This window comes from Bacillus sp. LR_5, assembly GCF_042709275.1.
The window spans coordinates 1-20,514 of sequence record NZ_JAVAXX010000093.1 but is presented as its reverse complement, the minus strand read 5'-3'; the positions used below and the strand labels follow the sequence as shown (position 1 = coordinate 20,514).

The following is a 20,514-nucleotide window of genomic DNA, read 5'->3' as shown; positions in this document are numbered from 1 at the left end:
CTTCTTAAAACAGAGATATAAAAATAAACATCAAAAGATGTTTATTTTTACACCATACATATCGACATATTGCGATGTGTTTATTTTTTATAATAACATATCGATAATTCGTGATATGTTTATTAATAATTAAGGAGTGAACGTTTATGTCTAACACTTGGAAAATTTATATTTTAGCCATTGTCAGTTTTTTAGTCGGAACTTCAGAGTACATCATTTCCGGAATTTTGGATCACATTGCTCATACACTCGGGATAACCTTGGCTGCCGCGGGCCAGCTCATTACAATTTTTTCACTTGTATATGCTCTTTCCACACCCGTACTTATGGCGTTGACAGCAAGTATGGATAGACGCAGATTGATGATGTATGCCCTCGGTTTGTTTGTGTTCGGCAATGTCCTGGCTTTTGTACTGCCTGGTTATGGATGGTTTATTGCAGCGCGGATCATTATGGCGATGGGAGCAGGTGTGGTTGTTGTTACCGCATTAACGATTGCCGCTAAGATTGCATCAGAAGGGAAGCAGGGCAGTGCCATCGCTACTGTCGTGATGGGATTTACCGCTTCTTTAATCATTGGTGTTCCGCTTGGAAGAATGATAGCAGTAGCATTAGGCTGGAAGTCTGTATTTGGTGCCATTGCTTTGTTGGGATTGATCGCGATGGCCGTTATATTCTTTACTCTTCCGCATACTGAAGGGGATAAACCTGTGCCTTTACTTCAACAGCTTGCTCTTTTCAAAAAACGGAAAGTGGCTATGGGATTATCAATCACTTTCTTCTGGCTCGGGGGATATTCTGTTGCTTATACCTATTTGTCACCGTATCTCTTGAACATCTCAGGTATAAACGGCAAGCTGCTTAGCGGTGTTTTGCTTATATTTGGAATTGCCAGTTTGGTTGGATCGAAGTTTGGGGGATATAGCACCGATAAATGGGGAGTTCCTTTTACACTCATTGGCGGGATGACATTGCATATCGTCACACTGATTCTGCTGTCATTTGTCACTCATTCCTATATCGGAGTGTTGGTGATTCTCATATTATGGTCGTTTGCCGCATGGTCCACCGGTCCGACACAGCAATTTCACCTGGCTACAATAGAACCGGAAATGTCAGGTGTTTTGCTCAGTATTAATCAGTCCATGATGCAACTCGCCATGGCGGTCGGCGCAGGAATAGGAGGGGTTTTTGTGGAAAACGTATCATTAGCCTCGATTACCTGGATTGGTGCGCTAGGGGTTATGATTGCAATTATTGCATCATTGATGATTTTTCATTCACAACCGAAACAGACACTAAAAGATATCAATCAATAATACAATGCTTTGTTTTCATCCTTAAAGTTCAATGGTTTCATTTCGAAAGATCTAACATCCGCTCGTTATACAAGCGGGTGTTTTTTATAAGCCCAAGTAGAAGGCACACTGAAGCTGAAAGGGATTTTTGCCGACGGAGAGCTGAAGCACAGCAAGTTATAATATACTAGGAAGGGAAATAACGGTATGGCGGAAGGGTTCTAACGCTTCTCGCCTGTAAGATCATTACTTTGAGGATGTGTCATCGTGAATAATCTAGAGACGTATATTGAAATTAGCAGGGTATCACAGTACGTAAATAAATTGAGAGGGTATTCTGTGCTAATTGATGGTACCGAGGTGGGAAATATCAAAGATGGAGGGAGGCTGCGAATTGATTTGCAGCCTGGTGAACATGTTATTCAAGTGAAAGTTGCTTGGTGTACAAGCCAAATATTGAGGTTTAACTTAGCAGAAGGAGAAGTGTTGAAGTTTAGATGTGGAAGTCCGATCCGGGGATGGAAGTTGCTTTTGGTGCTTTTTTCTGTTTTGGGCCGTCCTGAAAATTATCTGTTTATCGAGCAGGAAGAAGAGAAAAAGGCTTTGTGGTAACTTTGTGTGAATACATGGATTGAATACCGCTGAATTACGTTTTGTGAAAGATTGATATAAGCGGCAGCCTTCTCAATGTCGTTCTCCTTGGAGAAGGCTGCGTATAAGAAATTCCCGGACTTTGCGGAAAGACCCTCCGATATCCATTTTCAGGATTAATGTCTTCGGGGTGAATGAGCCCGATTTCATCATAGTATCGCAGTGTTTTTGTTGATACTTTGCATATCTTTGAAAATTCACCGATCGATAGCAAGTGATCACCTCCATGCTCCAAATGTACACCTTTCCGTAAGGGCAAAGTCAAATGTCAAAATAAAATCTTTCCAAAGTTAATCAGAAATTTATTTTCATATCGTATCCTTTCCGTATCACGTGAAAGGAGCATCATATGAAAACATTATGGAAAGTCTTAAAAGTCTTTTTTGGCAGCTTGGCTGCTTTGGTTTTACTTGTATCCGTCTCCGTTTTTATTTACCACCATTATCAATTAAATAAGGAAGCAGCACTGTTAAAAGGCAAAGGCAAAGTAGTCGATGTTGATGGTAAAAAGATAAATGTATATGAAGAGGGAAGCGGGAAGGATACGTTTGTGTTTATGTCCGGTTCGGGGATCGCTGCGCCTGCTTATGAGATGAAAGGTTTGTACAGCAAGTTTTCAAAAGAAAATAAGATTGCTGTTGTTGATCGGGCTGGTTATGGATACAGTGATGTGTCTCACGATGACAGAGATATTGATACGGTACTGGAACAGACGAGGAAAGCGCTTATGAAAAGCGGAAATAAGCCTCCTTATATTTTAATGTCTCATTCCATATCCGGGATTGAAGCCATTTATTGGGCTCAGAAATATCCTAAGGAAATCAAGGCCATTATTGCGATGGACATTGGATTGCCCCAGCAGTATGTCACGTATAAATTGAGCAGGATCGACAGACTGAAAGTGAGAGGGTTCCACCTGTTAACCTCGATTGGTTTTCATCGGTTTATGCCTTCTGCTGTATATAATCCTGAGGTGATTCGGCAGTCGTTTTTAACTGATGAAGAAAAAGATATCTATAAAGCCATTAACTTTAAGCAATTTTTTAATGCAGATATGGAGCATGAGCTTTTAAAGTCTTACCAAAATGGCAGCAAATCTGTGAATCTGCCGGCGCCAAAAGAAACTCCCGTCTTGATTTTAGATGCGGTCTCTGACCAAAATAGAAATTCAAAGTATGCCATACAAAACCGAAAAGATTATGAAGCGTTTGCGGCTCAATTCAATACAGCCGAAATAAAGGAACTAAGGGGAACACACAGTATTTATTTATATCAGCCTGATCAAATATATAAACTTTCCATGGAGTTTATGAGAAAGGTTCGCTAGGATGAAGGGTTATCATATTTTAATCGTGGAAGATGATGTGACGATTGGTGATCTACTGCAAAAGATTTTGCAGCGTGAGGGATATCATGTGATGTGGAAAACAGATGGAGCGGATGTGCTTTCGGTGATTCAGAAGGTGGATTTGGTCATTATGGATGTGATGCTGCCGGGTGAAGACGGATATCAAATGTCTGCTAAAATCAAAAAGCTGGGGCTGCGCATTCCGGTCATTTTTCTCTCGGCCCGCAATGATATGGACAGCAAGCTCCAAGGTTTGCAGATCGGTGAGGATTATATGGTAAAGCCTTTTGACCCGCGAGAGCTGCTATTAAGAATGCAGAATATGCTTGAGCATCATTATGGCACTTTTACGCAAATCAAACATTTGTATATTGATGCGGAAACCAAAAAAGTGTTTAATGAAAGCCTGCATGATGAGGTGCTGTTTACTGCGATTGAGCGGAAAATTTTCTTTTATTTATATGAAAATAGAGACAGCACCCTGACAAAGGAACATTTCTTTGAATATCTGTGGCAGCTCGAAGACAGAAACCCGAATATCGTCAATGTGCACATTAAAAAAATCAGAGGCAAAATCAAGGATCAAGCGGGTGAGATTATTGAAAATATATACGGAGAAGGGTATCGGCTGAATACCGTTGTGAAGAAATGAAGCTAAAGACAAAATATCAGTTGTTATTGTTTACAGCCGTCATTAGTGTTCCGGTACTGTTGCTGGCGGTTAGCATTTTGATGTCGGTGATTTATGACAGCATGTTTAAACCGATGAATCATGGTATGCCTTTTCACAGGTCGTTTGCGTATCCCGCAATGATCGTTGTATTTTTGCTATCACTCTTATTGTTAGCTTTTTTATTTTCAAAGTCGATTCATTCTCTGCTGCATAAAATCAATCTGTTAAATCAAACCATTCGACACCTGGCGAGTGATCAAAAGGTGCCAGATAAAATAGAAGTGAAACGTGCTGATGAAATCGGGGAACTGATCAAGTCGGTCAATTTGTTAATTGAACGAACGACATACCGTGAACTGGAACTGAGGCAGCAGGAGGAAATTAAAAAGGAGCTTTTGCAAAAACTGCGGCATGACATTAATACACCTTTAACCGCTCTCAGGCTGCAGTTATTTTATTTGGAAGGCCAATGTCATGATCAGACCGTATTTGAATCATTGTATCAGCAAATCCACTATATCGCGGAATTAACAAATGAATTCAATCTATATTCCGCTGAGACGTTAGAAAGTTCTTATATCATAAATGAAGAAATGAGTCTAAACGAGCTGTTAGAAACAGCTGTGAAAAAGTGGGATTATTTATACAGTATGAATGGGATTAGGCTGCACTATAAGCCGGCAGATCAAGATGTGATATGGATGAGCAACCGGTTATGGATGCAAAGGCTGTTCGATAATATTTTTCAAAACACGTTAAAGCATTCAAAAGCTAAAAAAATGGAAGTCACGATTGAACATGGGACTGTTTCTATTTGCGATGACGGTATTGGATTTGATCGGGATGAGAACAGTGAGGGGCTTGGATTAAAGATTATTGATGATATATGCAGGCTGCTTGCGATTACTTATGAGTTGCAGACAAATGAGAATGGAACGAGATTCTTGCTTTCAAAAGAGTGACCCCGCTGATGTTTTTCTTTCTCCTATAAACTTTATATAATAGGAAGAAAGAAATGGGGTGATCAGCGTATGTTTAAAAAAATCATTAAAACGATCAAGCACCTCTCAAGCAGCTCGAGTGATCGCTATCGCAAACACCGGCATTACAGCAGCAGCCGGCGCCGGCATTACCGAAGCTACAGCAGCAGCTCAGGCAAAAGAAGGAACTACGACCGTTATGGCGGCAGTCATCGCTACAAGCGCCGGAGCTACAGCAGCAGTTAATCTCAAAAAAGTTCTTGTTCCGTCTTGGGACAAGGGTTTTTTTATGTGACTGATTGAATCGCGCGGTTCAGGTCTTCGCGAATCAAAGCGGTGTGCTGGTACTCTTCATCAATGCCCAATAATTTTTTCAGCAGCAAGGTTACTTCTTTCGTCAGCGTTAATTCCTCCAGCCAAGTGCCGTTTTTCTTCTTTTTACCTTTATATTGAGAGTACAGCAGGAATAACAGTGTTTCTCCGAGATCGAAGAAGTCATCCTGTTGCCTCACCTTTACTTCCTCCGTTTCTTCAGGAGTCAATTGCTTTGCAAGGCCGAAATCGATGAGGCAGAGCCTGCCGTTATTGATGATCATATTAGGCGTTCTGATGTCGCTGTGAAAAATCAGGCGTTCATGCAGGTATTCTACAATCTCAAGCAGCTGTGAAATCAGCTGTAACGCCATAAGCTCTGTAAACGGCTGTTTTCGAAAAAATAATAATTCTTCTATATTATTTCCCTCAACCAGCTGCATGACATAATAAGCCTGTCCGTCTATGATGAAATCTTCTATGAAGGCCGGGATTTGCGGGTGGTGTATACTTTTGAGCAGTTTTATTTCCTGCTGGAACCGGACTCTTTCTTTTTCCTTTTTCGCTTTTGTCGGCCGGAGCTGTTTTAAGACATAAGATGTTTGAGTATGGACATCGGTGCACAAATAAACCAAGCCATAGCCGCCCATTCCGAGGCATTCTTCGATTCTGTATTGATGATTTAGGATAACGCCGTCCTTTAGAGGGCGGTCAAAAAGTAGCTTTTTGAGCTGTTTTAATGCCATGTCTGCACTTCCCTTGGTTGTACTGATTACAGTTTATCAAAACAATTGTATTCTAGGCTAAAAATAAAAAAGAGCCGGCTCATGGAATTTGAACCAGCTCAGTATGAATTAAAACTGCTTTGTGACATCGTATTCATAATCTATTTTTGCTTTTACATTACTCATCGTCGATCTAGCAGTCGCTAATGTATTATATTTAAAACTCCATACCTTAGCGACACTGAGTTGATCTGACAATGATATATCATAAGACCCTGACGTCGAGCTATTCACAAGTGCACGGCGCCATTCGTTATTTTCACTCGTCATGATGAAGTGGCGTGTATTTCCCTGGCTTGGTGTTTGAGTGGCGGTTGTTTGGACTCTAGTTACAATGGCATCGCGCGGTATTCCAGATTGGTTTGTTAAATCAGCCTTGATCACGCTGGAGTCAGAACCTGAGGGGCTAAGGGCAGTATTTCCTTTATTTTCAGCAACGCCGCTGAATTGGAACGTTCCGCTGCCGGATTTGATTCGGTCTTCAATTGAAAGTGTGAAATACATGTTCCCGGTATAGGTGCCGCGTGACACTTTCACATAGAAGGTATCCGTCGTGTTTTGGGCGTCAGCATTGGCATAAATAAAAGAAGAGAACGTATTAGGATTAATCACTTCTGTGCCTTGTGAAACAGGTGCTCTGTTCTTATCGTAAATTTCAATTTTCATCCCTGTGTACGCGCTCTGGTATGTACTTCTCACGTATACTTTTTCTCCCTTATAAGCTGTAAAAGTGAAATAGGCTTCATCTTGTCCGGCTTCCAGTATCGTTGTATCGATATTCTTATATTTCCAATATCCGATTGGTGCTGCGGTATCAAATGAATTGTTTCCTGTAATAGCAGTGACTCCGGCAGCTGATGCCGAATAAGTAAAGGTGAATAAGACAGCCAGCATAATAGCGAATGGAAAGAGCCATTTTTTCATCATGTAAACAACCTCCTTTTATTTCCATCATACATAATAACGTTTTAAGTGTAAATAAATGTTTTTTGAGGTTAATATATACATTGGTATTGCCGATAAAAAAGAGTAAGAGAGAATTGTTCAGGAGGGAACCCAATGCGTCTGAATCGGCAATTTATCCGTACCCAGCTGATGGCACAGAACATATTGAATAGGAATGCGGCTGTTACACACGAGAATACGTCTGAAAATACAGCAGCGGTGCAGGAAAAGGCATACAGCAGGCTTGAGTCACGATCTTCAAATGAGGGAATCAATCAGTTCAATTATTCTAAAACCAGCGTGGCGGGAAACAGCGGGACTTTCAGCAAAGTGTATCAATCAGCGAATGATCGAACAGTGACAGATACGGGGGAGGTAACAGTGATTCAATCCAAGAACCCCTATGTATCTGAGAGTGATATCAGAATCAAAATACTAGATGAAAAATACAGCAGAATGAATGCGATTAACAAAACGAAGTCTGATCCATTAGGCTATATAAAGGATAAGTACCAAAATGCAAAGTCTCCTTATTACAGAAGTGATCTGTCAGCTGCAGAAAGACAGGCTGCTTACGATAATGAAACAGAATGGCTATTCAAAGGTAAGGCCCAAAACTATAATCTGCAGGATGCCGCATTTCGCAATGTCACGTTTAATGGGGAAGTGGAGGCTGAGAATGCTAAGGTGTATCAGCGAAGCCAGGTTAACCAGCAGCTGCAAGTGCTGTTGAACCGAAACCATATTCACATTCCGCAGGGGACAGAGCTGACGTTTACGATTACGCCGATTGACTATAAGGTACAGGTGAGCGGGACAGGCGATCAGGCACTGATTGAGCAAATTGAGCAAGTGCTGCAATCTGGAGACAACAGCAAAGAGCTATTTTTACATATCATGAAAAGCCTAAGCGGTGATTCAACACAATTTTCCGAAGAGGCATATCAAAAGTATCAAGCTGCTCGTGAGATGTATGAAGTCACAGGCTATCATTTGAAGGATTTAGAAGTGATTGATGGGCGGTACGTAACGCCTGATGGACGTGACTTATTAGACGTATATAAAGAAGAGCTTGAAAAAGATCCTGTGCAAAAACAAACGGCTTCTTATGCTATATCCCACTATCGTTCAGAGCTCAGTAAAATGGCGAAAGCCGGGTATGATGCCATTCCGGATTTTATCCTATCAATTGATTACAGCAATGGATCTCTGAGAGATGTGGGGCAAAGCAAGAGCTATGGCACCGGAGATACCGATTGGCTTAAGACATTAAGGCACCAAACGGGTGTGAATGATTAGAAAGCTGTTCATTGTGAACAGCTTATTTTTTATGAGAATTTAAGGTAGAAATATGATATTCATATTTAAATCATTTCATTATATTTATATAAAATATTTTAAGCGAAGTTTTAATTAAAAACTCTGAATAATGTGTTTGCCTGAAAAAAACAATTGTATTTTCTAGAGAAATTTATTATGATGAAATAAGTAATTTTGGAGATTATATAACAATTTTAAGTTTGAATTTTCTGATTGTTATAACTGATTGGTGAGAAAGATGTGGAGGCAAGCAGGCCTGCTGTTTTCTCATTTTCGAGTATTTTGTAAGAGGGGGAAGAGGAATGGCAAATAAAGAATTAAAGAGGGGCCTGGGCGCGCGTCATATTCAGATGATCGCCTTGGGCGGTACGATCGGTGTCGGCTTGTTTATGGGCTCAGCCAGCACCATTTCATGGACTGGCCCGTCTGTCCTTCTGGCTTATGCAATATGCGGAATTTTTATCTTTTTTATTATGCGTGCGATGGGTGAAATGCTGTATGTCGAACCGAGTACGGGTTCTTTTGCGACATTCGGCCATCAATATATTCATCCGCTGGCAGGTTATATGACAGCATGGAGCAACTGGTTCCAGTGGATTATCGTCGGCATGTCAGAAATTATCGCTGTCGGTTCATATATGAAGTATTGGTTCCCGGATTTGCCTGCTTGGATACCTGGTATCGTGGCAATGGTGATTCTTGGTGCGGCGAACTTAATTTCTGTTAAGTCGTTTGGCGAGTTTGAATTTTGGTTTGCGATGATTAAAATCGTGACGATTATCTTGATGATTATTGCGGGATTCGGGATTATTTTCTTCGGGTTTGGCAACGGCGGAGATGCGATCGGCTTGTCGAATCTGTGGTCTCATGGAGGATTCTTTGCAGGCGGTTTCTCTGGATTCTTCTTTGCGCTGTCTCTCGTCATTGCGGCCTATCAAGGGGTTGAGCTGATCGGGATTACAGCCGGTGAAGCGAAGGACCCGCAAAACACGCTAAGAAGTGCGATTCAAAGTATTATCTGGCGTATTTTGATTTTCTACATTGGCGCTATTTTTGTAATCGTGACCGTGTATCCTTGGGATGAGCTCAACTCACTCGGAAGTCCGTTCGTGTCTACGTTCTCGAAAATCGGAATTACGGCAGCGGCCGGCATTATTAACTTTGTCGTCATTACTGCGGCAATGTCCGGCTGTAACAGCGGTATTTTCAGTGCAGGACGCATGCTTTATACACTGGGTGTAAATGGACAAGCACCGAAATTCTTTAAGAAGATCTCACGCAATGGTGTGCCGCTGTATGGGACAATTGCGGTGCTGATCGGTTTGGCTGTCGGTGTTGTGCTGAACTATATCGCGCCTCCGAAGATCTTTGTCTATGTATACAGTGCAAGTGTGCTGCCGGGCATGATTCCTTGGTTTATCATTTTGATCAGCCACATCGGATTCAGAAAAGCGAAGGGTGCTGCATTAGATAAACATCCATTCAAAATGCCGTTTGCACCTTTCACAAACTATGTGACGATTGCTTTCTTGCTGATGGTTTTGGTCGGTATGTGGTTTAATGATGATACTCGTATCTCTCTGATTGTAGGCGTGATTTTCTTAGCGCTTGTGGTCATTAGTTATTATGTGTTTGGGATTGGCAAACGTACGCAGGCCAATTTGACCAAAAGCGGCCGAGCGGCTGAATAACCATAGAAAAAGAGACATTCACGGATGTCTCTTTTTTTATTTTTCGTGTATGGATTTTCCCCATTTTAGCAAGCTATAGGATAAAGATAGCAGAAGGAAAGGTGTGCATAAAATGGATGTTACACTCGGTTATTTGCGCGAATCACTTTCAAATCATCTTGAAAATGAAGTCTGCCAGCAGATTTGCAAGAAGATGCTAGCGAAGCGGTATGTGAATGAAGAGGAATTTGTAAAAGACTTAGATGACAATGAAATGTCTTTTTTGAACCATGTATTAGAAAAAGAAATTAAGTATGCGCAGAATGAACAGGATCAAAAACGGGCTAAGGAATTAAACGAGGTGTATGAATTACTGCTTTGAAAGGCGGGGAAGAAATGGGAGCAATTGAACGAAGCGGATATACATTTCAGCCGGAGTTTAGCGTCGTCCGACAAAATGGAGCCATCCATGTGTACCATCACGGAGAGTTTGTGGAAGAAATCGAATTTGAATTTAATGGGGAATATCCTGATCATGATTTGATTGAAGAGCTTGTGAATCATTATTGTTTCGAGCATGACATTTAGAGCCCTGCCTTGCAGGGCTCCTTCATTTATGATGTGATCAGGCCATACTTTTTCAGGATATCCACTGTGATGTTTTTGGCTTTTGTACCGGAATCATCGACATTGGTGACAAAAATATACGAGCCATGCTCTGTTTTGATGAATCCGACAAACCAGCCTAATCCCATATCTGTCAGGCGGGTTCCGGTTTTTCCGTAGAGCGTGTAGTGATCTCCTTCCTCTTGAATCATCATGCGCTTGACGGTTTTCATCACCGATTTGTCAAATGGAAGCTCCTCTTTTACAAGCTTCTCCAAAAAGGCCTCTTGTTCCAGCGGAGATATTGTTAGCGAGCTTTGCAGCCAAAACTGGTCGATCCCCCCGCTGATATCCTTATTGCCGTATGACAGAGTATGAAGCCATGTTTTCATCCTTTCATCACTGATATCTCTTGCTAATGCTTGATAATACCAGATGGCGGATTCCCGCATGGCCGAGCCTAGCGTATGGTCGCGGTTCCATGATTCGAATTCGCGCTTGACCCCGTCCCACCGTTTGACATCGTATTCATCCCGAACAGCTTTTACCTGTAACCCGATTAAGGCGTTCACGACTTTAAAGGTGGACTGCGGAGTTTGTCTTTTGTTTGCCCGTTCTCTGTTGTAGACAAAGGTCTTGTCCTTTTGCACATCGTGAAGAATGAAGGTTCCGTCCGTATCCTTGAATTCGTCATCGACATTCATTTGGCCGACATTCAGATGTTTCTCATGGGCAGACGATGATGCCTGAACGGAAAAGCCGCCGACCCCTGCAATACTCAACACAAGCACAACATATATCCATTTCTTCATTTTGTTCCCCCTTTGTTTTGATCAACTACCTTTTCTCTATTTCTTTTGTTCTTCCTTTGAAAAATAAGAAAAAAGCGCTTAAATTTGGTTTTGTAAACAAATACTGTTACTGGGTTTATATTCGGAAGATAACGTGAAAATAGAGGGTAAAAAGGAAGGCAGGGTAATCGTATGAATGAGCAGATTCCACATGACAAAAGTCTTGATAACAGCCTGACGCTGATGCAGGAAGGATATTTGTTTATTAAAAACAGAACAGAGCGCTATCACTCAGACCTGTTTCAGGCTCGTTTATTGGGAAAAACCTTTATTTGCATGACCGGTGCTGAGGCAGCGAAGCTGTTTTATGATTCGGAGCGGTTTCAGCGGCAGAATGCTTTGCCGAAGCGGGTGCAGAAAACGCTGTTTGGCGTAAATGCGATTCAGACGATGGATGGCGACGCGCATATCCATCGGAAGCTGCTTTTTCTGTCATTAATGACACCGCCGCATCAAAAGCGTTTGGCTGAGCTGATGACAGAGGAGTGGGAAGCGGCAGTCACGAGATGGGAGAAGGCGGATCAGGTTGTGTTATTTGAGGAAGCAAAAGAAATCCTATGCAGGGTGGCGTGCTATTGGGCTGGCGTTCCGCTGAAGGAAACGGAAGTCAAAGAGAGAGCGGATGACTTCATTGATATGGTCGACGCGTTCGGTGCTGTGGGGCCGCGGCATTGGAAGGGAAGAAGAGCAAGGCCGCGTGCGGAAGAGTGGATTGAAAGAATGATTGAAGATGTTCGTGCCGGCTTGCTGAAAACACCTGCCGGAACAGCACTGCATGAAATGGCGTTTCACACTCAAGAAGATGGTAACCAGCTGGATTCCCGGATGGCCGCCATTGAGCTGATTAATGTCCTGCGGCCTATCGTCGCCATTTCTTACTTTCTTGTGTTTTCAGCTTTGGCGCTTCATAAGCATCCGAAGTATAAGAAATGGCTGTGTTCTGGAAGCAGCCGGGAAAGAGAAATGTTTGTGCAAGAGGTCCGCAGATATTATCCGTTCGGCCCGTTTTTAGGGGCGCTTGTTAAAAAGGATTTTGAATGGAATAACTGTGAGTTTAAGAAGGGCACATCGGTACTGCTTGATGTTTATGGAACGAATCACGACCCTCGCTTATGGGACAACCCTGATGAATTTCGGCCTGAACGATTTGAGGAGCGGGAGGAAAATCCGTTTGATTTGATTCCTCAAGGCGGAGGTCACGCGGAGAAAGGGCATCGCTGTCCAGGGGAAGGCATTACTATTGAAGTCATGAAAGCAAGCCTGGATTTTCTCGTCAAACAGATTGAATACGACGTTCCGGAACAATCGCTGCATTACAGTCTCGCGAGAATGCCGTCATTGCCTGAAAGCGGTTTTGTGATGAGCGGAATCAGACGGAAAAGTTAAATATAAAAGCTCTCTTCCTTATCGAAGAGAGCTTTTTCATTACTTCTTTTTTTCATCGTAATATTGGACGGGATACATAGAGCCTTCGGATACCATTTTGTTGTCCTCAATATCTTGCGGGTGCGGATGTCCTGCTTTATCGACTGGGAACGTTTCCATATCCGGCTGTTTGGTCATTTTCATTTTCATGCTGTGAATGAATTCTCTAGCTTTTTGGCGATTTGACGGGTCTTTTAATAGATAAGAAGTGATGCCGACGGTTGAAACAGCGAGACCTGAAAGTAACAGTTTTTGTTTCATGGTGATACTCCTTTCTATTTTAAGAGTAGTGTTTCCTGTATCATTCCCGTTTTGGGTATGGCTAAACCTTTGCCGATTTTCTTAGGGAAACCGTTCAGCGGCTGTGCCTGCTATTCTTTGGGCAGGTATACTGAAAGCTTTGTGGGAAAGAATAACTGTGATGAGAAAACCTTGCGCTATCACGCAAGGTTTTTTGTAGTCGATTGGTCATGTTCATCGCAAAAATGTTACACCAATGTAAACGTTTAATAGGACCATAAGGCTTATTGTTAAGTTATTGTAAATTAAGCGGATGTTTTATTTACAATCATCTGAACTTGAAACATAATCGAAGAGAGTTTGCTGAATAATGTCTAAACAGAGGTGAACATGTTGGCGATTGACATACAAACATTACTGTTCGAATTTCTCGGGGGTCTCGGTATTTTCCTGATTGGGATTAAGTTCATGGGAGACGGACTTCAGAAATCGGCTGGAGATAGATTAAGAAATATTTTAGACCGTTTTACAAGCAATCCGCTAATGGGCGTATTGGCGGGGATTATTGTGACGGTTTTGATTCAGAGCAGTTCCGGAACCACGGTTATCACCGTTGGGCTTGTCAGTGCGGGCTTTATGACGCTTCGCCAGGCCATTGGCGTCATTATGGGAGCCAATATTGGAACAACGGTTACCGCGTTTATTATCGGAATCGATATAGGGGCCTATGCGTTGCCGATTATTGCTGTCGGCGGATTTTTACTGTTTTTCTTTAAACATAAAAATGTACAAAACGCGGGTCAGATAGTGTTTGGGTTCGGGGCTCTGTTTTATGGGCTGGAGTTAATGAGCGGCGGCATGAAACCGCTCCGTTCACTTGAGGCCTTTCACGATTTAACGGTTAGTATGAGCTCCAATCCGGTTCTAGGTGTTGTCATTGGGACTTTGTTTACGGTTCTCGTGCAAAGCTCCAGCGCCACGATTGGTATCCTGCAAGGTTTATTTTCAGATGGTCTAATTGATATTAACGGTGCGCTGCCGGTGTTATTCGGTGACAATATCGGAACGACGATCACCGCGGTTCTTGCGTCTTTAGGTGCATCTGTTGCAGCGAGACGTGCTGCGGCCACTCATGTGCTGTTTAACCTTATCGGGACAACGATTTTCCTGATTTTGCTTAAACCATTCACAGCATTGATCTTATCGCTTCAGACATCGATTGGGCTTGATCCGAAGATGACGATTGCATTCGCACATGGAATCTTTAATACGACCAATACGATTATACAGCTTCCTTTTGTCGGGATATTGGCTTTGATCGTAACAAAACTGATTCCGGGCAAGGATTCAATGGTCGAATACAAGTCGCATCTTGATCCGATTTTTATCGAGCAATCCCCTTCTATTGCTCTTGGACAAGCAAAAGAAGAAGTGCTGCAAATGGGGAATTTTGCGGTGCAGGGGCTGGAAGTTACAAAACAGTTTTTAGTGACAAAACAGCCAAAATACGCGGCAAATGCTTATCAGATAGAGGATGCGGTTAACAATCTTGATCGGAAAATTACCGATTATTTGATCGAGCTTTCTTCAAGTTCTCTTTCAGAGCACGAGTCTGAGGAGCATCATATGCTGATGGATACCGTCAGAGACATTGAAAGAATCGGCGACCACTTCGAAAATGTAATTGAACTGATTGAATATCAGCAGGCACATCGTGTGGTTATCACTGAATCTGCCATGGCGGATTTAACGGAAATGATGGATTTGACGATTTCTACTGTGAAAGCGTCCATGGAAGCATTGCACCACAATGATGTGAAGATAGCTGAGCAAGTCATTGAAAAAGAAGATGAAATTGACAAAATGGAACGGAAGCTTCGCAAAAAGCATATTATCCGTCTGAATGAAGGGCTGTGCACCGGACAAGCGGGCATCGTCTTTGTCGATATGATCAGCAACCTTGAGCGTATCGGCGATCATGCGGTGAATATTGCAGAAGCTGTTATTGGTGAAAATCGATAAGAAAAAGCTGAGAATCCTAAGATTCTCAGCTTTTTTTGTAGTCTTTTTTAACGTGCTGGAAGACATCGGGGTAGTTTGTAAACACTCCTGTCACTCCCCAGTCAAGCAGGCGGCGCATATCTGCTTCTGTATTGACTGTGTAAGGATGAAGCAGGAGGCCATGGCTGCGGATCATACTGACGTTTTCTGCATTTAGCGCTTTATAATCCGGACCCGCGCCGACAGCGTATGTTTTGATTTCATCCAGGTCAGCATCTGTCATTGACGCCATTTGTTTGGCTTCCAGCAATTGAACGGTTGGCAGGTTTGGCTGTAATTGATGGACTTTTACCAGGCTTTCTTTGCTGAACGATTGAATAATCACTTGACCGCGCTTAGCATGTTTGCCTAGTAATTTATGTTTCTGTAAAGAAGCGATCAGTTTTTCTTCCATGCCTGGGTAGGTGTCAGGCGATTTTGTTTCAATGTAGTAGTTCGCGTGTTTTCCGAAACGGTCTAATACCTCGTCTAATGTAGGAACTTTAAGGCCGGCGTATTGCGGCTTTGCTTTTTCCGGATAGGCTTTATTAAACCAAGAACCGGCGTCAAGTTTCTTAATGTCTGCGAGCGTATGGTCTTTCACCCAGCCCGTTCCGTTTGTGGTGCGGTCCAGTTTTTCATCGTGCATGACAATCAGTTTGCCGTCTTTTGTCATTTGCAGATCCAACTCAATATAATCTGCTTTCATTTTCTGAGCGGTTTCGTAAGAAAGGATCGTGTGCTCAGGCACATATCCGGAAGCCCCTCTGTGCGCGACCGTCAGGATACGGTCAGGTGACAGCAGATTCCCTTTTGACGCTGCCGACACTGGTGTTACCATAAATGAGAGTAAGCCCAGCGACAGAAGAACCAAGGCTAGTATTCTATTTTTTCGCATGATTTCTCCTCCTTATAGATAAACAGTACCTGTCTTTCATATTAAAAAAATGATGTAAACGGCGTGTTAGAAAATGATTAATCTTTTATGTTTCTTTCTTAAACGTGCTCCGCCCGTTTTCCTGTATTCCACGTCAGAGCCAAGAAGACGATAGCAAGAACGCAGGAAGAAATCAGCATGATAAAGCCGCCGTTCCAATCAAACTGGTCAACGACAAAGCCCATAATGGCGTTTGCGAAGGCAGATCCGCCAATGTATCCGAAAAATCCGGTCAAACCGGCTGCAGTTCCTGCCGCTTTTTTCGGCGCGAGATCAATTGCTTGCAGGCCGATCAGCATAACAGGTCCGTAGATTAAGAAGCCAATGCTGATCAGGGCGATGTTGTCTACGAGCGGATGGCCCGCGGGATTCAGCCAATACACCAATACGGCAATGAATACGCCCGCCATAAACAAGACGCCTGCCGGTGCCCGGCGGCTTTTGAAGAATCGGTCACTGATCCAACCGCACAGGATCGTTCCCGGTATGCCGGCGTATTCGTAGAGAAAATACGACCAGCGCGAATCTTCAGGAGAAAAGCCTTTTGCTTCTGTTAAGTAAGTAGGCGCCCAGTCAACCACGCCGTACCGCACGAAATAAACAAATACATTGGCAAACGCGATGTACCAAAGAAATTTATTGTTCAGCACATATTGAAAAAGAATTTCTTTTGTTGTTAATTCTTTTTCCTGGTTTTTAAAAGCGTGTTTTGGATAGTCATTCCGATACTCTTCAATTGGCGGGAGTCCGCAGGATTGAGGCGTATCGCGAACCAATAAAACAATCAAAAATGAAATGATAATGGCGATGATGGCAGGGAAGAAAAACACGCTTTTCCAGGTCACGAACATCGCGATGCCAAGAGTAACAAGCGGTGCAAGAATCCCGCCACCTATGTTATGGGCGACATTCCAGATCGACATTTTGGTGCCCCGTTCACTAATGGAAAACCAATGGGCCATCGTCCTTCCGCATGGCGGCCAGCCCATTCCTTGAAACCATCCGTTGATAAACATAAAAATAAACATGATGGTGACGCTCGAAGTCACCCAAGGCATTGAAACAAATAGGATATTAACAATTGCTGATAAAAATAGGCCTGTCGCGAGAAAATACCTCGGATTACAGCGGTCAGACACCATACCCATGATGAATTTGCTGAAGCCGTATGCAATGGACACAGCGGCCAGCACCAATCCCAGTTCCGTTTTTGAAAACCCCTGTTCCTGCAGATAAGGAATGGCGAAGGCAAAGTTTTTCCGCAGCAGGTAGTAGCCTGCATAGCCAATGAAAATACCAATGAATACTTGCAGCCTGAGCCGTTTGTAAGCCGCATCCATCTTTGAATCGTCCAGTCTCTCAATGTGAGGAGCCGGTTTAAATATATTAAGCATCAAAATCATCCCCCTTTGCTGTTAGTGCTGGATGTGTGGCGTGCCTCCTTTCTGAAAAACAAAAAGAGCCAGAAAACACCCCTTGTCAAAAAGGGGTTTGATTCCTGGCTCTCCTCATCTCCATCCAAGCTATTAACTTATCATGATAGCGCTTTCTTAAATTATCATAGTCCGGGGTGAATGTAAACGGGTAATTTTCAAATTGGATCTTGAAAAAAGTGAATATTATCCTTTTCATATTGCAGTTATGTTTTTTTACGAGCCGCATAAAAATCTGGAGGGAGGCTGTTGCAGGTGGATGAATTAGATATCGCATTTGGTATTTTGCCTTTAGGGATTATATTGTTATCGGTAGCCGGGACTTGTGTTTATAAAAACGTGTATCTGATGCCGGTGCTTAGTTTGATCATTTCGCTAGTGTTCACTTTTACTATTTTTAACGAATCATTCTTAGGATGGGCTGTTATCTATAGCTTGGTTTCACTGGCTTTATCCTCTATCACATTGATTGTGATCAGGAAAAGGAAAGCATCAGGAAAATAAAAATGCCCCACTTTCCAACATATCGTTGACTAAGGCAACTATCATTGATTATAATTGGCTTAATCGACGATATAAGAAAGTGGGGATGAGTTTGAAAACCAGTGAATCAACTGTCGGATTAAAATTCAGAAAGTTCAATCGATTTTACACAAATGTCCTTGGCTTCCTTAATGAGCACATTTACGACAGCCCGTTTTCCTTAACAGAAACACGGATTTTATTTGAGATTTATAATACGCCTAATTGTACGGCAAAAGCCCTTCAGGATAAGCTAGGGCTTGATCGGGGATATGTCAGCAGGATTTTGAAGCAGTTTGAAAAAGAAGATTTGATCTATAAACAGAAGAGCAAAGATGACGCTCGCCACCATTATATTTATGTCACGGAAACGGGGAAAACGATTTATAAAAAGCTGGAGGAGAAAGCCAACGAACAAGTAGAACTGATGCTGAAGGAAATTGACCAAAAGGATCAGCACAAGCTTGCGGAGGCGATGGCAGAAATTGAGGCGATCCTTTCACAGTCGCTTTCTTCCAGAACGTCAGACATATCGATTAGAGATTATTTTCTTTCGGATGATCTTCAGCTTCTCATTGAAAAACAGAGACACTTTTATGAGGAGGCTCATGGCTGGGACGACACGTTTTTAGCTTATCTTCATGAGACATTTGATGCTGAAATCGAAAAAATATGGATTGCAGAAAGCGGTGGGAAATTTGCCGGCTCTGTCGGGTTGGTCAAACATGATGAAAAGACAGTGCAGCTCAGATGGTTTCTTGTTGATGCCGCTTTTCGAGGAAGGGGGCTCGGCACTCAATTGCTGGAGCATCTGGTTGCATACTGCCGGGACATGAGATTTGAACGCATTTTTCTTTGGACGGTGAGCACCATGGCTGAGGCCCGTCCGCTCTACGAAAAATTTGGATTCAGGGTAAGTGAAGTGAAAAAAGAAGCGCCATTATGGGGACAGCGTCTGACAGAAGAACGGTGGGATCTGGAGTTGTCATGAAAAGACTGCACTATGCTTGGATCATCGTTTCCATCACCTTTTTGATCTTATTGGCCGTTCAGGGGGTGCGCCTGTCGTTTGGTGCATTTGTGGAGCCATGGGAACGGCAGTTTTCAATGGATAGAGGCACCATCTCGCTGATTTCAACGATAAGCTTTATTGTCTACGGCATATCACAGCCGGTGATTGGGCGGCTTGTGGACAAATGGGGTGCTCGGGCTGTTTTGTCATGGAGTTCGTTACTGACAGGAGTCTGCATTTTCTTAACATGCTTTGTCACCTCGCCTTGGCAGCTGTTTCTGCTTTACGGGCTGGGCGTCTCGCTTGGAGTGGGCGGAGCATCGAATGTGGCAGCAAGTGTGTTGGTTGTCAATTGGTTCAGCAAAAAGAGGGGACTAGCCTTTGGAATCATGGAAGCAGGCTTTGGGGCTGGGCAAATGCTTCTCGTTCCCGGCTCACTCATGCTGATTCATTGGTTTAGCTGGAAGCTGACGGTGGTGGTGTTGGGCTTGCTGTTAATCGTGATTGTCTTTCCAGCTGCACTGCTGATGCTGCGGAACAATCCTTCAGAAAAGAATGCAGAGCCGATCGGCGGGCTGGCTGCTGTGGAAAAAGAAACAGCGCCTAATACAACTGCTCTTTCAGTGACCGGAATGTTTCGGATGAGGCAATTCTGGTTTTTGATTTTGCCGTTTTTGATCTGCGGATTTACGACCGTGGGGCTGATGGATACCCATTTGATTCCCTTTTCTCACGATCACGGCTTTTCAACGACAGTCACAAGTGCCGCTGTCAGTCTGCTTGCCGGCTTTAATATCGCTGGCATCTTACTGTCTGGAATTGTAGCGGACCGGTGGAGCAGCCGGAAAATCCTGTGCTTTTTATATGCGGTACGCGCGCTGTCGATCATGATTCTGATTTACAGCCACGAGCCCTACTTGCTTTTAGCCTTTGCGATTCTGTTTGGATTAGTGGACTTCGCCACGGTAGCGCCGACTCAAATGCTCGCTACCCAGTACTTTCAAAACTACTCGATCGGCCTCATGATCGGCTGGCTGTCGCTTGCCCATCAAATCGGATCGGCACTCGGCGCGTATGTGCCTGGCGTCATCTATACTGTAACGGGTGAGTATACAATGGCTTTTTATGTGTCGATTGGAATGCTCGTGCTGGCGAGTGTGATGAATGTGTTGCTGAGGGAGCCCGCAGCGGCCACGCGTGACAGTGTGGCTGTGATAGAGAAGGGATGAGGGCAGAGATTGAGCATCTCTGATTTCGGGATTATTCAGAGATGCTTTTTTTGTATTTTTGTTCTAATACGAAGTCAATCATTCCGACAATGCGGGCGTTTTCTGATTTTTGTTTGAAGTTTTGAGAGATTTGAATGGTTTTAGGATTTTTAAAACAAGATGCCAGCCAGATAAATCCGACAACAACAAAAAATAACCTAGCAAGTAAACTCCCTGCGTGGGGTAATTCATTCGTTG

At 43.1% G+C, this 20,514-nt stretch carries 20 protein-coding genes and 3 pseudogenes; 15 read left to right on the top strand and 8 right to left on the bottom strand.

Annotated elements, in window-relative coordinates:
- Positions 1 to 146 precede the first annotated feature (146 nt).
- Positions 147 to 1,319 (top strand): MFS transporter, encoded by a 1,173-nt coding sequence (locus tag RAC86_RS18635; protein ID WP_072565653.1) that lies wholly within the window; start codon positions 147 to 149, stop codon positions 1,317 to 1,319.
- 246 nt (positions 1,320 to 1,565) lie between these two features.
- The gene (locus RAC86_RS18630) at positions 1,566 to 1,910 is read left to right on the top strand and encodes a hypothetical protein (protein ID WP_072565654.1); all 345 of its coding nucleotides are present in this window, start codon (positions 1,566 to 1,568) and stop codon (positions 1,908 to 1,910) included.
- A gap of 136 nt (positions 1,911 to 2,046) precedes the next feature.
- On the opposite strand, the pseudogene RAC86_RS18625 reads toward RAC86_RS18630, so the two are convergent.
- Positions 2,047 to 2,163: pseudogene (locus RAC86_RS18625) on the bottom strand (MerR family DNA-binding transcriptional regulator); the annotation flags it as partial.
- 135 nt (positions 2,164 to 2,298) lie between these two features.
- Here RAC86_RS18625 and RAC86_RS18620 point away from each other — a divergent pair.
- The 4 genes and pseudogenes from RAC86_RS18620 to RAC86_RS18605 all read left to right on the top strand — a co-directional run bounded on the left by RAC86_RS18620 (position 2,299) and on the right by RAC86_RS18605 (position 5,253).
- Positions 2,299 to 3,276 carry an alpha/beta hydrolase gene (locus tag RAC86_RS18620; RefSeq protein WP_072565655.1) on the top strand — a complete coding sequence of 326 codons (978 nt, stop codon included), beginning with the start codon at positions 2,299 to 2,301 and terminating at the stop codon, positions 3,274 to 3,276.
- A 1-nt stretch (position 3,277) separates the two neighbouring features.
- A complete protein-coding gene (ybdJ, locus tag RAC86_RS18615; protein WP_072565656.1) occupies positions 3,278 to 3,949 on the top strand; it encodes a two-component system response regulator YbdJ in 672 nt (223 codons plus the stop codon).
- Complete coding sequence (ybdK, locus tag RAC86_RS18610; protein WP_193427797.1) at positions 3,946 to 4,932, top strand: two-component system sensor histidine kinase YbdK; 987 nt, start codon at positions 3,946 to 3,948, stop codon at positions 4,930 to 4,932. Before ybdJ ends, ybdK begins: the two co-directional genes overlap by 4 nt.
- Positions 4,933 to 4,990: 58 nt before the next feature.
- Positions 4,991 to 5,253, top strand: a pseudogene (locus RAC86_RS18605) (hypothetical protein).
- Here RAC86_RS18605 and RAC86_RS18600 read toward each other — a convergent pair.
- Both RAC86_RS18600 and RAC86_RS18595 read right to left on the bottom strand, forming a co-directional pair.
- Entirely contained in the window at positions 5,238 to 6,008 is a 771-nt protein-coding gene (locus RAC86_RS18600) for a serine/threonine protein kinase (protein WP_072565657.1), read from the bottom strand. The pseudogene RAC86_RS18605 and the gene RAC86_RS18600 overlap by 16 nt on opposite strands.
- 108 nt (positions 6,009 to 6,116) lie before the next feature.
- Positions 6,117 to 6,974, bottom strand: coding sequence for a hypothetical protein (locus tag RAC86_RS18595; RefSeq protein WP_072565658.1), 858 nt, complete (start codon positions 6,972 to 6,974; stop codon positions 6,117 to 6,119).
- Positions 6,975 to 7,106: 132 nt separating this feature from the next.
- Between RAC86_RS18595 and RAC86_RS18590 the strand changes: the two genes are divergently transcribed.
- The 4 genes from RAC86_RS18590 (at position 7,107) to RAC86_RS18575 (ending at position 10,570) form a co-directional block, all read left to right on the top strand.
- Positions 7,107 to 8,291, top strand: a complete 1,185-nt coding sequence (locus RAC86_RS18590) for a DUF4885 domain-containing protein (RefSeq protein ID WP_072565659.1) — start codon at positions 7,107 to 7,109, stop codon at positions 8,289 to 8,291.
- Between the two features lie 323 nt (positions 8,292 to 8,614).
- Positions 8,615 to 10,003, top strand: a complete 1,389-nt coding sequence (locus RAC86_RS18585; protein ID WP_072565660.1) for an amino acid permease — start codon at positions 8,615 to 8,617, stop codon at positions 10,001 to 10,003.
- 112 nt (positions 10,004 to 10,115) lie between these two features.
- Positions 10,116 to 10,364, top strand: a complete 249-nt coding sequence (gene csgA / locus RAC86_RS18580) for a sigma-G-dependent sporulation-specific acid-soluble spore protein CsgA (RefSeq protein WP_014112471.1) — start codon at positions 10,116 to 10,118, stop codon at positions 10,362 to 10,364.
- A 14-nt stretch (positions 10,365 to 10,378) separates the two neighbouring features.
- Positions 10,379 to 10,570, top strand: coding sequence for a DUF5370 family protein (locus RAC86_RS18575; RefSeq protein ID WP_041521120.1), 192 nt, complete (start codon positions 10,379 to 10,381; stop codon positions 10,568 to 10,570).
- Between the two features lie 26 nt (positions 10,571 to 10,596).
- On the opposite strand, the gene blaOXA is transcribed toward RAC86_RS18575, so the two are convergent.
- On the bottom strand, positions 10,597 to 11,400 hold the full coding sequence (gene blaOXA / locus RAC86_RS18570) for a class D beta-lactamase (RefSeq protein WP_072565661.1): 804 nt from the start codon (positions 11,398 to 11,400) through the stop codon (positions 10,597 to 10,599).
- A gap of 171 nt (positions 11,401 to 11,571) precedes the next feature.
- Here blaOXA and cypC point away from each other — a divergent pair, with 171 nt between their 5' ends.
- Entirely contained in the window at positions 11,572 to 12,825 is a 1,254-nt protein-coding gene (gene cypC / locus RAC86_RS18565) for a CYP152 family fatty-acid peroxygenase CypC (protein ID WP_072565662.1), read from the top strand.
- 39 nt (positions 12,826 to 12,864) lie between these two features.
- Here the strand turns inward: cypC and RAC86_RS18560 are convergent, their stop codons facing one another.
- Positions 12,865 to 13,125, bottom strand: a complete 261-nt coding sequence (locus RAC86_RS18560; protein ID WP_014112476.1) for a hypothetical protein — start codon at positions 13,123 to 13,125, stop codon at positions 12,865 to 12,867.
- Between the two features lie 372 nt (positions 13,126 to 13,497).
- On the opposite strand from RAC86_RS18560, the gene RAC86_RS18555 reads away from it, so the two are divergent.
- On the top strand, positions 13,498 to 15,126 hold the full coding sequence (locus tag RAC86_RS18555; protein ID WP_175304905.1) for a Na/Pi cotransporter family protein: 1,629 nt from the start codon (positions 13,498 to 13,500) through the stop codon (positions 15,124 to 15,126).
- A 25-nt stretch (positions 15,127 to 15,151) separates the two neighbouring features.
- Here the strand turns inward: RAC86_RS18555 and RAC86_RS18550 are convergent, their stop codons facing one another.
- Positions 15,152 to 16,042 carry a glycerophosphodiester phosphodiesterase gene (locus RAC86_RS18550; RefSeq protein WP_061186970.1) on the bottom strand — a complete coding sequence of 297 codons (891 nt, stop codon included), beginning with the start codon at positions 16,040 to 16,042 and terminating at the stop codon, positions 15,152 to 15,154.
- Positions 16,043 to 16,140: 98 nt separating this feature from the next.
- Positions 16,141 to 17,475, bottom strand: a complete 1,335-nt coding sequence (glpT, locus tag RAC86_RS18545; RefSeq protein ID WP_072565663.1) for a glycerol-3-phosphate transporter — start codon at positions 17,473 to 17,475, stop codon at positions 16,141 to 16,143.
- 294 nt (positions 17,476 to 17,769) lie between these two features.
- Here glpT and RAC86_RS18540 point away from each other — a divergent pair, with 294 nt between their 5' ends.
- The 3 genes from RAC86_RS18540 (at position 17,770) to RAC86_RS18530 (ending at position 20,277) form a co-directional block, all read left to right on the top strand.
- The gene (locus tag RAC86_RS18540) at positions 17,770 to 18,018 is read left to right on the top strand and encodes a YbeF family protein (RefSeq protein ID WP_072566802.1); all 249 of its coding nucleotides are present in this window, start codon (positions 17,770 to 17,772) and stop codon (positions 18,016 to 18,018) included.
- 91 nt (positions 18,019 to 18,109) lie between these two features.
- Entirely contained in the window at positions 18,110 to 19,027 is a 918-nt protein-coding gene (locus RAC86_RS18535) for a bifunctional helix-turn-helix transcriptional regulator/GNAT family N-acetyltransferase (protein WP_014112482.1), read from the top strand.
- Entirely contained in the window at positions 19,024 to 20,277 is a 1,254-nt protein-coding gene (locus RAC86_RS18530) for an MFS transporter (protein ID WP_072565664.1), read from the top strand. The genes RAC86_RS18535 and RAC86_RS18530 overlap by 4 nt, the downstream gene beginning before the upstream one ends.
- A gap of 31 nt (positions 20,278 to 20,308) precedes the next feature.
- Here RAC86_RS18530 and RAC86_RS18525 read toward each other — a convergent pair.
- Positions 20,309 to 20,514: pseudogene (locus tag RAC86_RS18525) on the bottom strand (hypothetical protein); the annotation flags it as partial.

What these genes read in the sequence shown, in the direction of transcription:
- RAC86_RS18635 (WP_072565653.1), top strand. Translation starts at nt 147, where the DNA reads ATGTCTAACACTTGGAAAATTTATATTTTAGCCATTGTCAGTTTTTTA.
- RAC86_RS18620 (WP_072565655.1), top strand. Translation starts at nt 2,299, where the DNA reads ATGAAAACATTATGGAAAGTCTTAAAAGTCTTTTTTGGCAGCTTGGCT.
- ybdJ (WP_072565656.1), top strand. Translation starts at nt 3,278, where the DNA reads ATGAAGGGTTATCATATTTTAATCGTGGAAGATGATGTGACGATTGGT.
- ybdK (WP_193427797.1), top strand. Translation starts at nt 3,946, where the DNA reads ATGAAGCTAAAGACAAAATATCAGTTGTTATTGTTTACAGCCGTCATT.
- RAC86_RS18600 (WP_072565657.1), bottom strand. Translation starts at nt 6,008, where the DNA reads ATGGCATTAAAACAGCTCAAAAAGCTACTTTTTGACCGCCCTCTAAAG.
- RAC86_RS18595 (WP_072565658.1), bottom strand. Translation starts at nt 6,974, where the DNA reads ATGATGAAAAAATGGCTCTTTCCATTCGCTATTATGCTGGCTGTCTTA.
- RAC86_RS18590 (WP_072565659.1), top strand. Translation starts at nt 7,107, where the DNA reads ATGCGTCTGAATCGGCAATTTATCCGTACCCAGCTGATGGCACAGAAC.
- RAC86_RS18585 (WP_072565660.1), top strand. Translation starts at nt 8,615, where the DNA reads ATGGCAAATAAAGAATTAAAGAGGGGCCTGGGCGCGCGTCATATTCAG.
- csgA (WP_014112471.1), top strand. Translation starts at nt 10,116, where the DNA reads ATGGATGTTACACTCGGTTATTTGCGCGAATCACTTTCAAATCATCTT.
- RAC86_RS18575 (WP_041521120.1), top strand. Translation starts at nt 10,379, where the DNA reads ATGGGAGCAATTGAACGAAGCGGATATACATTTCAGCCGGAGTTTAGC.
- blaOXA (WP_072565661.1), bottom strand. Translation starts at nt 11,400, where the DNA reads ATGAAGAAATGGATATATGTTGTGCTTGTGTTGAGTATTGCAGGGGTC.
- cypC (WP_072565662.1), top strand. Translation starts at nt 11,572, where the DNA reads ATGAATGAGCAGATTCCACATGACAAAAGTCTTGATAACAGCCTGACG.
- RAC86_RS18560 (WP_014112476.1), bottom strand. Translation starts at nt 13,125, where the DNA reads ATGAAACAAAAACTGTTACTTTCAGGTCTCGCTGTTTCAACCGTCGGC.
- RAC86_RS18550 (WP_061186970.1), bottom strand. Translation starts at nt 16,042, where the DNA reads ATGCGAAAAAATAGAATACTAGCCTTGGTTCTTCTGTCGCTGGGCTTA.
- glpT (WP_072565663.1), bottom strand. Translation starts at nt 17,475, where the DNA reads ATGCTTAATATATTTAAACCGGCTCCTCACATTGAGAGACTGGACGAT.
- RAC86_RS18530 (WP_072565664.1), top strand. Translation starts at nt 19,024, where the DNA reads ATGAAAAGACTGCACTATGCTTGGATCATCGTTTCCATCACCTTTTTG.